11 protein-coding genes are annotated in these 12,449 nt (G+C 38.9%); 9 read left to right on the top strand and 2 right to left on the bottom strand.

The annotated features are described in order from the left end of the window. Positions 1–62 precede the first annotated feature (62 nt). Positions 63–749: a ZIP family metal transporter gene (locus ACE1MS_RS18210; RefSeq protein WP_227256897.1), complete on the bottom strand. Its 687-nt coding sequence runs from the start codon at positions 747–749 to the stop codon at positions 63–65. Between the two features lie 229 nt (positions 750–978). Here ACE1MS_RS18210 and ACE1MS_RS18205 point away from each other — a divergent pair, with 229 nt between their 5' ends. Together ACE1MS_RS18205 and ACE1MS_RS18200 are read left to right on the top strand one after the other, a co-directional pair. Further along, positions 979–2,667, top strand: coding sequence for an FAD-dependent oxidoreductase (locus ACE1MS_RS18205; RefSeq protein WP_447402529.1), 1,689 nt, complete (start codon positions 979–981; stop codon positions 2,665–2,667). 135 nt (positions 2,668–2,802) lie between these two features. After that, complete coding sequence (locus ACE1MS_RS18200; RefSeq protein ID WP_447402528.1) at positions 2,803–4,422, top strand: GNAT family N-acetyltransferase; 1,620 nt, start codon at positions 2,803–2,805, stop codon at positions 4,420–4,422. Between the two features lie 48 nt (positions 4,423–4,470). Here ACE1MS_RS18200 and ACE1MS_RS18195 read toward each other — a convergent pair whose 3' ends face one another. Further along, complete coding sequence (locus tag ACE1MS_RS18195) at positions 4,471–5,085, bottom strand: 3-ketosteroid-delta-1-dehydrogenase (protein WP_447402527.1); 615 nt, start codon at positions 5,083–5,085, stop codon at positions 4,471–4,473. 279 nt (positions 5,086–5,364) lie between these two features. Here ACE1MS_RS18195 and ACE1MS_RS18190 point away from each other — a divergent pair, with 279 nt between their 5' ends. From ACE1MS_RS18190 to ACE1MS_RS18160, 7 genes are all read left to right on the top strand, one after another. Then, positions 5,365–5,814 carry an SACOL1771 family peroxiredoxin gene (locus ACE1MS_RS18190; RefSeq protein ID WP_012292301.1) on the top strand — a complete coding sequence of 150 codons (450 nt, stop codon included), beginning with the start codon at positions 5,365–5,367 and terminating at the stop codon, positions 5,812–5,814. 140 nt (positions 5,815–5,954) lie between these two features. Next, positions 5,955–6,590: a sugar transferase gene (locus ACE1MS_RS18185; RefSeq protein WP_012292302.1), complete on the top strand. Its 636-nt coding sequence runs from the start codon at positions 5,955–5,957 to the stop codon at positions 6,588–6,590. Positions 6,591–6,600: 10 nt separating this feature from the next. Next, positions 6,601–7,731, top strand: a complete 1,131-nt coding sequence (locus tag ACE1MS_RS18180) for a glycosyltransferase family 4 protein (RefSeq protein ID WP_447402526.1) — start codon at positions 6,601–6,603, stop codon at positions 7,729–7,731. A gap of 1 nt (position 7,732) precedes the next feature. After that, positions 7,733–9,406, top strand: coding sequence for a GNAT family N-acetyltransferase (locus ACE1MS_RS18175; RefSeq protein WP_099806075.1), 1,674 nt, complete (start codon positions 7,733–7,735; stop codon positions 9,404–9,406). Between the two features lie 22 nt (positions 9,407–9,428). After that, positions 9,429–10,133 carry a hypothetical protein gene (locus ACE1MS_RS18170; RefSeq protein ID WP_036217878.1) on the top strand — a complete coding sequence of 235 codons (705 nt, stop codon included), beginning with the start codon at positions 9,429–9,431 and terminating at the stop codon, positions 10,131–10,133. Positions 10,134–10,137: 4 nt separating this feature from the next. Next, positions 10,138–11,130, top strand: coding sequence for a polysaccharide deacetylase family protein (locus tag ACE1MS_RS18165; RefSeq protein ID WP_012292306.1), 993 nt, complete (start codon positions 10,138–10,140; stop codon positions 11,128–11,130). A gap of 239 nt (positions 11,131–11,369) precedes the next feature. Next, positions 11,370–12,362, top strand: a complete 993-nt coding sequence (locus ACE1MS_RS18160; RefSeq protein ID WP_031417726.1) for an agmatinase family protein — start codon at positions 11,370–11,372, stop codon at positions 12,360–12,362. Positions 12,363–12,449: the final 87 nt, after the last annotated feature.

Raw genomic sequence — 12,449 nt, 5'->3', positions numbered from 1 at the left:
CGCAGCTCAAGGCAAAGCAAGTAGGAATAAAGGAATAAACGGTTTTACTTTAATTTCATAGTCTATTCGACCAGTGTATGGAAGATATAGCTTAGGAGATAGCCTAAAATGAGATACATAAAAAATGATCTGAACGAGACATACCTTAGTTGATGCAAAATGAATTCAGAGATGCTGGCTGTGGCAATCAACCCTATAGATATGCCCATTAAGATACCCTGTGCCTTTTCGGGTAATGCCCAATATTGCCCAAACCAGATGAAAATACTGAAAAAGACAGAGAAGATAAAGAAATAAATAAAAAGTCTCCATAGCCTCTCGCCCTGAGAAATGAGTGCGGTTGATAGGGCAAAACCTTCAGGAACATGGTGAAGAATAATGGAGGCTGTGAGAGAAATACTTAGTGCTGCATTACCAAGTAAATTGCCAACAGTAAGACTAATGGGTATGGTATGAATAATCATGGCAAGGGTTAGTAGGGAGACAGAGGGATTTTGCGCATGAGAAGCATGGAATAAAGTATCTAACAGTTGAAAAATGAAATAGCCAATAAAAATACCGAGTATAATTCCAAATGATTGATAGATTTGAAAGGAAGAAGGAATGATATCTAGAACAAGTAGGCCTACTAGAAAACCACCACATAATAATGACAGCCCTTGTGTTGTATGTTGAAATAGCTTAGAGAAAATCCAGGCAATTGCGCCACCAAAGCTCACACTGAAAAATAGAAATCCACCAAGTATCATTGCACTCACCTGTAAAATCCCCCGCCTCATCATAAACTTAAAGTCGTTTTTTCAAATATATGCTAAGTAAAGTTGAATATGCTTGTAGCAAACTTTCTTGAAATGGGATGTCAGCTTTATGTAGAAAAATGGCGAACCTATTAAATTGACTGAAAATTAGTTTAATTCTATACTTCTTTAAGAGGGAGATTATATTCATCGATTTAGCTCATAGGGGAGGAATGGTTGAATGAAGTGGGATGCAAGTTTTGATGTAGTTGTAGTAGGGTCTGGAGCAGCGGGATTGACAGCAGGTTTATCAGCAAAATTACAAGGATTGAAATCATTAGTCATTGAAAAAACAGATCGTTATGGTGGTGCTTCTGCAATTTCTGGTGGTGCCTTATGGATTCCCAATAATCATGTTATTAAAGGTGAAGGTGTCCCAGATACACATGAACTTGCACGCCAATATTTAGATGCCACAATAGGTGATCGTGTACCCGAAGCGTTAAAGGAAGCTTATATCACGAAAGGGCCAGAAATGTTGCGTTTTTTATACAATAAAACGAACCATATGCGCTTCCAATATGCCAAAGGCTATTCCGATTATTATCCTGAAAAATTGGGTGGTTTGTCGCAGGGACGCTCCATTGAACCACTTATTTTCGATTTAACAAAAATGGGCTCACTAGCTGATCATATGCGTCGAGCAACTCTATCGACCAAAGGCTTTACGATGAATAGTTACGAGTTTCATAAGGTCAATATGATTACGCGAACGTTCAAAGGGAAAACAACAGCATTGAGATTAGGAATACGTTTAGTGAAATCTAAGGTGACAAAGAGCGAGCCAGTAGCGCTAGGTGAAGCATTAGTGGCTCGTCTACGATTATCACTTGCCGAAGCAAATGGAGAGCTTTGGTTATCAACGGCTTTTAAAAATTTCATAATGGATAATGAAAGAGTAGTTGGCGTGATAATTGAACGTGATGGACAAGAGCAGCGGATAGAGGCAAAAAGAGGTGTTGTCTTGTCGTCGGGTGGCTTTTCACATCATCAGGCATTGAGGGAAAAGTATTTACCAGCTCCTACTAATGCTGCTTGGACATCTTCACCTGTGGGGCAAACAGGGGATATCATTGAACCTAGTGTGACAATTGGAGCTACTCTCGATTTAATGGATAAGGTATGGGGAGCACCTTCTGTTATTGATCCACAAGGACAGCCATTCTTCCTTGTGGCTGATAGGGGTGTACCTAATATGGTGGTTGTAGATAGTGCAGGACAACGCTATGTCAATGAAGCAGCACCTTATCATGAGTTTGTAGATACAATGTACAAACATCAAGAGGAGACGAAGCAGGCTGTACCTTCCTGGATACTTATTGATACAGCTGCTAAAAGCCGTTATATTTTTACAGGACTGTTTCCTGGACAAGCGTTTCCGAAAAGCTGGTATGACCATGGAATCGTGAAAAGTGCCGAAACGATTGAGGATCTTGCGAGGCAAATGGATGTGCCGAAAGAAAACTTAGTCGAGACGGTCAATCGTTTTAACATCTTTGCACACAATGGTCATGATGATGACTTTAATCGAGGCGATAGTGCTTATGATAATTACTACGGGGACCCGACATTACCTAACCCTAATTTAGCAGAGTTAAAGAAAGCTCCATTTTATGCTTTGCGTCTCTATCCTGGAGATATTGGTACAAAGGGTGGAGTAGTAGTGGATGGATTTGCTCGTGTTGTGAAAAAGGATGGCCAACCAATAGAAGGATTGTATGCATCAGGTAATTGCTCAGCGTCTATTATGGGGGAAACCTATCCAGGACCAGGTGCAACGATTGGACCTGGTATGACACTTAGCTATATAGCAACTACACATATGGCTAATGCCGTCACTAAAATAGAGGAACCACTTATAAAGGTATAGTGTGTGCGAAACCCTTCCTATTCATTTGAATAGGGAGGGTTTCACGTTGGTGGACTGTTCTAATACTTTCTTGCTAGGAATATAGTGGCTACTAAATATGTGGTGAGGATAACGAAAAGGGAGCGATTCAGTGCGGTGCTAGACTATAAAATAATCACTTCAATGGACATGTTAGAGCCCTATCGAAGTACTTGGTCAGGTATACTCGAACAAGAAAAAAATAATAATCCTTTTATTGAATACGAATGGGTTACGACATGGTGGGCAACGCTTGGTATACATGACAATGTAGAAATATTTATAGTCGAGCATCAAGGGACCGCTGTGGCATTTTTTCCGTTAGTTCATACTGTCGGTTTTGGTAAAATTCATTACTTTGGTTTTTTAGGACAAGGGTATGCGACTTATATGGAAGTGATAGCAGAGAAGCAATGGATGGAGCAGGCCATTCATTATATATTGAAGGTGTTCACGCAAAAATATAAGCGTTATTTGCTCGTGTTTCAGGGGCTCATTGAAAGTAAAGATACTTCTCAACAACTTGAGAAATATGCGATAGAATACCAGATGCCTTATTCTATATTTCGAACTGTAACGTCATTTATAGATTTTCAATCAATGACAGTTGATGACTTTTTAAAAAAGCATCGCAAGACATTTAAAAGCATTAAGCGTTATGAGAAGAAATTAAAATTATTTGGACACCTTGACTTTCAGGACGTTGGCGTCAATCATTTTCATAAAATGTTTACGCTTTTTACGCGAAGATGGCGCAAGAAGCTGGACAAAAGTCGATTTACCGAAGCACAGACTCGATTGTTTTATGAACGCTTGGCTGATGTCTCTAATGAAGCCTTTAGAGTCGAGGTTGACAGTTTGCAATTTGAAGGGCATTGGATTAGCTTTACTATTGATTTATGCTGTAGAGATCGTAATTTTTGTCAGGCTATGGGCCATGAGCCTGATTTCAATAGGTTTGGCCCTGGCAGTTTAATAGAAAAGGAAAACATGCTCAAAGCACATGATTCAGGCTTTCGTTATTATGATTTTGGTAGTGGCTATGAGCCCTATAAGTTTCAATGGTATACCGATATTGATTTTACACGAAAATTTATTATGAGTACGAAAGGCACTACTGAGGGCTTTATTCGATCATGGATGGTATTACGAGATCGGGTAAAAGGAAAATTAACAAACAATCACCAGCTTGTGAAATTGAAGCGGGACAGGTTAGGGGAATTGTTGTATTTTTTAAAGCATGCTCGAACAAGAGAATGGTTACGATTAATGAAAGGGGTCCTTCAACGAATCGTAGCTATTCATAGGATAGACATCTATATCGCGGAGCAAAAATACGATCAAGGATATATGCCCTTTGAAGAGCTACATATGAAGGATATTATGACACTGAATGAGCGGCCTGCTTATATCGCGCATTTTTATAAGGGAAATCGTTTTTTTGGTGATGGAGATCAAATTGTTTATAGGAGGCACGATCATATAGCGTACGAAGAAGTGAGCGGCTATACGTACGAGCTATCTGCCAATATGTCTTTCATCAGAGAATACGACACCCAGCTACTAAAGGAAATTGTTGTAGAAGTGCAGCGTGAAGGGCGATCCGTCTGTACAATCGCTCCGTGGTATGAGGGGCGAAGACGACGAAAGCTGAAGCAGGCGGGTTTTCATAAAGTGAGCCAAATTACCTTAGTTAGGTTGTTCAAATGGCGAAAAGAATTTCATGCTAAACAGTAAACCCTCAGTGTTTTCAACTGAGGGTTTACTGTTTAGTAGAGAATTAGATTAAAAATGGATACCAGGTTTATCGATTAGCTTACAGCCTGTCCCGTATTTTGCTTTTAAGGCACCTTTGAATTGAGTTTGCTCTACCTCAGGGAATGTTTGTTTCCAAAGTTCAAAGACATTATGACTGGAAGCCTTTCCGTCCTTTGTAAGTCGTGCAATATGGAAGCCATATTCGTCATTACAACGAGCTAATGGACGATTTTCACGTACAGTAATAATGCGACCACTTACTGTCATTTTATATAGGTCTTCATAGCCTGCAATAGCACGGCTTTCTTCGGTTTCATCAACGACTGCTACTTCTGCTGCTACAGCTTTCTCTTCTAACGTTGCTTCGTTTTCAGATGTTTGCGTTTCAGCAACGTTATTTTGAGTTGGAAGCTGTTCTACAATGACAAAATCCTTATTGGATGCTTTGTCACTCATCGTTGCCATAACATTCATAATAGAACCAACATAACGTAATGGCTTCTCTTTTCCTTCCTCAAAAACAAAAATATTATAATCGGTTTTATTCATCTTTTTCATAATAATATTACCTGTTGTAATAGTAAAACCGATAAACTTGTTCTTTTTAAGTGCCTGTATTGCTTCTTGCTTTGTTAAAATCATTTTAAAATCTCCTAATGAATTATTTATTCTATTCTACCATAAAATTTATCACATTGTTTTTTGTAAAATAATAGTTAGTTTTTATGTAGTAAAGTAAAATATTCCTATTTTAGAACTTAACGCTTATTTCGAGCATACCGTTAAAATGTGGTAGAGTTAGAGACAGCAGTATCATAAAATGGTGGCGTTACGTATCTCTTATCATAATTGGCGTTGAATGCTCGTCTTCTCGGGAGAACGAGCATTTTTCTGTCATACGTACGTAAAGGAGGATTTAAAATGGTTCAGCATAAATTTACAATGGACTTAACTTGGTCGGATGGAAGAAATGGTACTGGAACTATCAACGCTAGCAATCTGAAAACGCAAATTTCTATTCCTCAGGAGATGGATGGACCTGGCATTGGTACAAATCCGGATGAAATGTTATTAGGGGCTTCAGCGACTTGTTATTTAATTACATTAGCGGCTCTTCTTGAAAGATCCGAGGTGGCTGTACATGATTTATCTCTGCAGTCTGAAGGGTATGTCAGTGTAGTAAATGGTGTGTTTACCTATGAAAAAATTATTCATAAGCCTAAAATAGTTATCTTAAATTTAACAGAGCATCTTGAAACAAAAATTACTCGCTTCGCACAAAAAGCGGAACAAACATGTATGATTAGCAAAGCATTAAAGGGTAATGTGGAAATCGAATGTGATGCCCAAATTTTAGGAGCGCGCATATAATAAGAAAAATCGAGTTATTCAGCATGTGCCGCTGGTATAACTCTTTTTTTCATCTAGACTCACTTTTCTTAAAATAGTTCTATAAATGTTCAAAATGAATATATAGTGTTAAGTAGTAAAAAAATGCAAAGGATGGTGAAGTGCACGTTTCGACAACTAAGAATCTCACATTCTATGGTCAGTATGGCAAAAGAATATTTGATATTACCGGGGCATTATTATTACTTTTTATGACAATCCCTCTAATGCTAGCTGTATTCCTCATTTTACTCTTCACAACAGGTCGCCCCATTTTTTTTAAACAAATACGAACTGGCCTGGATCATCACCGCTTTGTTATTTGGAAGCTACGCACAATGTGTATACAGGCAGTTCCAATCAATATGCCAGCTATATGTACGAATGGTATCCCAGATGACTACTTTTTTAAAGTAGAGCAGGATACACGGATTACCAAAGTAGGGGCTATCCTTCGAAAGCTAAGTATTGATGAAATTCCACAGCTGTTAAATGTATTAAAAGGAGAAATGAGTATTGTGGGGCCTCGTCCGGAGGTTCCGACCATTACAAATGCCTATAACAATTTACAGGCCAGAAGACTAGAGGTAAAACCAGGTTTAACAGGTCTTGCCCAGATTAACGGCCGTTCTAATATTTCCCATGGACAAAAAATTTCATATGACATTGAATATGTTGATCATTACTCCTTTTGGATGGATGTCCAAATTGTTTTGAAAACCCTTTATGTAGTCCTAGCAAGAACGGGTGCCTATTAAATTACGGGGAGTGGCCATACTGAAAATTGTTCAGCTTATTACACGAATGGATAAAATCGGTGGAGCACAAAAGCATGTGGAGGCATTAGCCATCCAACTCAAGCAAGATGGGCATGAAGTAACTGTCGTGACTGGCTCCTACCAGCCATCCCTTTGGCGCTTACAAGAGGAAAAAATTACGGTTATCCGTATTCCCGCTATGCAACGTGCAATTCATCTAGCAAAGGATTTCCGCACATTTTGGCAATTAAGAGCCGTTATCAAACGTTTACACCCTGATGTGGTAGCCACACATTCATCTAAGGCTGGTGTGATAGGTCGTATAGTGGGTAGTTTACTGCACATCCCAACAGTTTTTACTGCACATAGTTGGAGCTTTACAGAAGGTGTTCCTCAAAGGAAACAGATGCTTTACTATCGAATGGAAAAATCGGTTCAGCGATTCTCCACAAAAATTATAACGGTATCTGATTATGATCGGGAGCTAGCACTCATGAAAAAAGTTGCTCCAGCTCATAAACTGCTTACTATTCATAATGGTATTGCTCCAATAGACAGTAATCCTTCAACAGAAAATACTTATACGGAGCAGCCAGTCATTGTGATGGTTGCTCGTTTTGAAGTGCCAAAAAGACAAGATCTATTGCTGGAGGCTTTAGCAGAACTGACGGATGTTCCGTGGCAACTTCAATTAGTTGGAGATGGTTCTCTACGACCTGCCCTAGAAGAGTTTGTTGCACAGCATAATTTAACAGATCGCATAATATTTTTAGGTGATCAATTAGATGTACACACCTATTTGGAGAAAAGTCATGTATTTGTTTTGTTGTCAGATTGGGAGGGGCTGCCAATCTCTATTATTGAAGCCATGCGTATAGGCCTCCCTATTGTTGCAACAAATGTGGGTGGTGTTAAAGAGTTAGTTGTGGATCATGGCAATGGTTTTTTAGTAGAGCGAGAGGATAAAGAATTATTGAAGCAGAGGCTTCGTCATTTATTATTGGATGCTACCTTAAGCCAAAAAATGGGCAATGCGAGTGAACGACGCTATTTACAGTATTTTACGTTTACCCCTATGTATCAAAAAACGTTAATGGTCTATCAACAAGCTGTTTCAGAACTCGTAAAGAAAGGAGATTAACTTGCAATTAATACGCATAAGAACAGATGATGAGCTCATGTGGTACAAGGAAATCTGGGATGGCATTTTAGAGGAAGAGGACAATGATAATCCTTTTATTGAATTTGCTTGGTTTTATAATTGGTGGCAAATAGTTGGGCGAAAAGAACGAGTAGAGCTTTTCGCTATTGAACATGAAGGAGTCATCCTAGCCTTTTTCCCCTTTACGGTGACTAGTCGATGGGGAATTAGGGTGTATTCCTTTGCGGGTGAAGGTATTGCCAATTATACAGGGGTTGTTGTCAAAAAAGAGTGGTTAATGAACACTACAACCTTTGTGTTCGATGAACTTATTAGAAAGCATCGGCACGTAATTTTTTCACTGCATGGCTTATTAGAAAGTAAAGTGTCTACTAAAGTCATTGAACAATATTTCGTGGAAAGACAGTTACGAGCAAATATTTTCCGTGTGGTCACTCCCTATCTCGCTTTTTCTGAGGTAGATTTTCTACAACATTTCCAGCAACGCCGGAAACTGCATGGGGTCGATCGGCGGGAAAGAAAGCTACGGAAGCTAGGTACAGTAACAAGGAGAGTTCCCGCACAGGACGAGCTCTGGCAAATGTTTCGATTGTTTGATCGACGATGGGCAAAAAAACTGGATACGAGTGACTTTACAAAAGGGAAGAAAAGAGACTTTTTTGAGCGCTTAACCATGCTTAATGGAGAGGCATTACAAGTAGAGGTTGATGCACTTGTCTTTGAAAATCAGTGGATTGCTTTCACATATGGACTTTTTTGTCGTGGACGCTATGTAACCTACGCGCTTGCCCATGAACCGACATTTAATGTATTTGGTCCCGGGCGTATAGTCAATCAGGAATCTATTCAGCGAACTTTTGCTGCTAATTATCGGCTATTTGATATGAGCATTGGCTATGAGCCTTACAAATTTGATTGGCGTACGAATATCGATTTTACTAGGCGGATGCTTGCCAGCAGTGGGACAAAGCGTGCAAAGCTAGTGACAGGTTTAATGCTGCTAAAGGAACGGTTCAAGGAATATGTAAAAAGTAATCAACGAATTGTAGACTGGAAACGCAATACACTTGGCCGTTTTCGCTATTTAGTAAAGTATGGAAAGCTCAGAGATTGGCTAGAATATGGACAACAATTCGTAGATAGGTTTATTCGTTTGAAGCACGTGGAGCTCTATGAATTATCTCCAACAGAGGATGTGTCACCACAGCAACCTGTGGGCAACTTATTTGAGGAAATGACTATTCAGGAAGCGATGCAGCTTGATCAGGAAGAAGTCATTGCTCTCTATTATAAAGGGTACACGGTTTATAAGGATTCCTTTGCGGAGACAAATAAGCCAGCATTTGCATTACACGCGACAAATTGGCGTGTAGATTCGCTGCAAATAATAGAAGCATTACCGAAGCAAACGTATTTTTTAGCCTATGATATGTTCAAGCAGATCGAAATTATAACGGCCTATTTCAGAAAAGTCAAACCGCGACAAACATTGTGGGTAACGGCAAGCTTTTGGCAATGGAGAAAACGGAAGCGCTTAGGACAGCTAGGCTATAAACCTATTATTCGAATGAAACATTATAAAGTTGCTCGTTTTGAGCGACAACATGTACAAAAAAATACGGAGAGTGGGGGCGATGTTCATTCTGTCCATTAAAAGTAAGCGGTGGAATATTGCGATGCAACATTTTTATTTTTTAGAAAAGCCAGCCAATGTTCGAAAATCCATGAAAGTAATAGGCTATACAAATTCACTTGTACCAAGTCGAAAGCTTGTTAAAAGTGAAGCGATTCATATTGATCTCCAAGGGCATGAACTTTCATTGTATTTAGCACTTTCTGAAGGGAATCGTAAAATATTGCGACGGGCACATAAAGAATATTACCAAGTTATTTTATATAAAGAACCTTCCGTCGAAAACTTACGAGCTTTTCAGCAATTTTATAATCATTTTGCTAAAAGAAAAAAGCTTGAGGGTATTGGTAAATCACAAATGGAAACGATCATGCTTCTCAACAAACAGGGAGCATTATTATTATCTGAAATCCAAAGTATCTGTGGACAGACACTGTGCTATCGATTGGATATTGTACATGAGAATAAAGCGATGTCTTATTATGAAGCTACCTGTGCGGCGTCAGCCATATCGACACATTTAAAGAGACCTTACCGCTATGCAAATCGTTTTTTAATCTGGCATAATCTTCTTCATTTTAAGGAGCAAGGTTTTGTTTTATATGATATGGGTGAATTAACCGATAATCGAAATGTACGTGCCTTCAAACTAAGCTTTGGTGGACAAGTTGTCAATGTTTACTCAGGCTACATTACCCAATCAAAAATACGTGCACTATTACTAGGCGTGCAAAAATGGAGGAAGTAGCAACATGAATGGTGGGGGTCTCGTTATTTCATTAGATTTTGAGCTGAATTGGGGCGTCCATGATGTATTTCGATATGGACAATACAATAAAAACCTATATGGTGTACGGAAAGCCTTGCCCAGTATACTTGCGTTATTTGAGCAATATGACATTCATGCAACTTGGGCGACAGTCGGACTATTGTTTGCAGAATCAAAGGCTGAAATGGCTCATTATTTACGAGGTATCCCTGTTAAGTATGACAATATGCGCTATGCAGCACATAGCCAGCTAGCTAAAGTAGGCGAAAACGAACAAGAGGACCTCTTACATTTTGGTAAATCTTTGATAGAGGAGATTAAACGTACACCACATCAGGAAATTGGTAGCCATACCTTTTCCCATTATTACTGCTTGGAAAAAGGTCAAACAGAAGCTGCCTTTTGTGCAGACTTAGACGCGACAAAGACCATAATCGAGGGTTATATTTCGCCCATGAAGTCCATGGTTTTTCCGAGAAATCAAGTGAATAAAGACTATTTTAAAGCATGTGTAGAAGCGGGCTATGTTTGTTACAGAGGAACAGAAAATCATCCATTGTATGATGCTCAAAAGTTTACGAAAAAAGGCAGATTTTTGGGAGCGAAAAAATGGCTTGATAGCTATATTAATCTTACTGGTCATCATATGGCAACATTGGAGGAAATGCGGGACGAGCAACTGATTAATATTCGTTCAAGTGCCTTTTTAAGACCCTACTTTCGTCCATTGCACGTATTCGAGGGCTCAAAGGTAAAACGCATAAAGGAAAGTATGCTCGAAGCTGCAAAGGCCCAAGCTTTTTATCATTTATGGTGGCATCCCCATAATTTTGGGAAGAATACAGCTAAAAATTTAGCGATGCTAGAAGAGCTATTACGTTATTTTCAAGAATTACGCAGTCAATACAATTTTGAAAGCTATTCCATGTATGAGGTAGCTGAACTTTGTGAAAATATTTCCAAACAACAAAAGTAACAAACTAAAAACCTCATTGAACACTGCGCCAACTCATATGAAATTTGAAGCAAACTGATTTTTAGTTTGCTTTTTTGTGTTTCAAATTTAAAAAGAAAGAGGAAAAAAGAAAAAAATGACGAAGATGAATGTACGAATGGTACTATATAGAAAGAGTAGGAATTGGGTAGGACATTTGAGGGACATGTGAAAAAATGTAGGTTCATTTAACTTGAATAGAAAAGATATAAAGGTGGTAGATGTATATGTTTATAGAACCGGAATGCCGATGGAAGCAAGAGAATGGATCGGCCATGCATCAGTGGATAAAGCAGCAAACAAATCCAAACCCAAATGATGTGGATATTGTCGTGTATGGGGCTCTTTTATCATATGCAGAAGAAGCATCTGGAAAAGCGCAATATCCAACTGCGTTTCGTAAAGTATGGCCAAGCTTCCAATCATATAACTTAGACGAGCAAATAAATTTACGCGCATTATCAGTCGTTGATATTGGCGATGTGGCGATTCATGAACAAGATAGAATGCTTTCTGAATCTGCCATCGAGGCTGCAGCAGAGAATTTGAGTATAGCTTTTCAAAAAAGCTTTACTTGCTTGATTGGGGGAGACCATGCCATTACCGCCTGTTCACTAAAAGGAATAAAGAATGCCTTTCCGCAGGATCGTATTGGTATCATTCAAATTGATACACATTTAGATGCAAGAAACCAAGAGGAAATTGGCTTGGCTCAAGATTCTCCTATCCATCAATTGATTGCCTCAGGCATTGTGGAAGGGAGACATATATATAATGTCGGATTGCACGGTTTTTTTAATTCACCTGAAATGATTCATTATGCTAGAGAACAGGGCATTCATATGATTACATTAAAGCAAATGCGACGTGACGGTATTCAGCTCACCATACATGAAATGTTACGTCAGCTTATGTATGAGGTTGATCGAATTTATGTTTCAGTGGATTTAGATGCACTTGATATTATGTTTGCACGAGATGTTCCAGCTGCCACACCAGGCGGTCTAACAGCCTATGAATTATTTGATATCCTCAAACTTATAGGTGAAAATGAAGGGGTTCGCCATATTGATTTTGTTTATGCAGACCCTAAGGAAGGAACGCTACGTCCAGAAACCGTTAAGATTGGTGTGACAGCATTTTTACAATGGCTAACAGGTATTCAGCTTGATCATCGCAATCGCATCTCAAATAAAGGAAAAGTGACGTTATAAGCATATTGCCGTGTATTGACAATGCCGATTGTTAAAAGTTTGCTATAATATTTCATAGGTATCAAAAATTTATATAAACTTTGCACG

Source organism: Lysinibacillus sp. fkY74-1 (assembly GCF_053165895.1).
Note: the sequence above shows the minus strand (reverse complement) of the source record. Positions and strands in the feature narration are given on the sequence as shown.

Coding starts and splice junctions, on each gene's coding strand:
- ACE1MS_RS18170 (WP_036217878.1), top strand. CDS start 9,429: ATGCAACATTTTTATTTTTTAGAAAAGCCAGCCAATGTTCGAAAATCC.
- ACE1MS_RS18210 (WP_227256897.1), bottom strand. CDS start 749: ATGATACTTGGTGGATTTCTATTTTTCAGTGTGAGCTTTGGTGGCGCA.
- ACE1MS_RS18160 (WP_031417726.1), top strand. CDS start 11,370: ATGTATATGTTTATAGAACCGGAATGCCGATGGAAGCAAGAGAATGGA.
- ACE1MS_RS18190 (WP_012292301.1), top strand. CDS start 5,365: ATGGTTCAGCATAAATTTACAATGGACTTAACTTGGTCGGATGGAAGA.
- ACE1MS_RS18205 (WP_447402529.1), top strand. CDS start 979: ATGAAGTGGGATGCAAGTTTTGATGTAGTTGTAGTAGGGTCTGGAGCA.
- ACE1MS_RS18195 (WP_447402527.1), bottom strand. CDS start 5,085: ATGATTTTAACAAAGCAAGAAGCAATACAGGCACTTAAAAAGAACAAG.
- ACE1MS_RS18165 (WP_012292306.1), top strand. CDS start 10,138: ATGAATGGTGGGGGTCTCGTTATTTCATTAGATTTTGAGCTGAATTGG.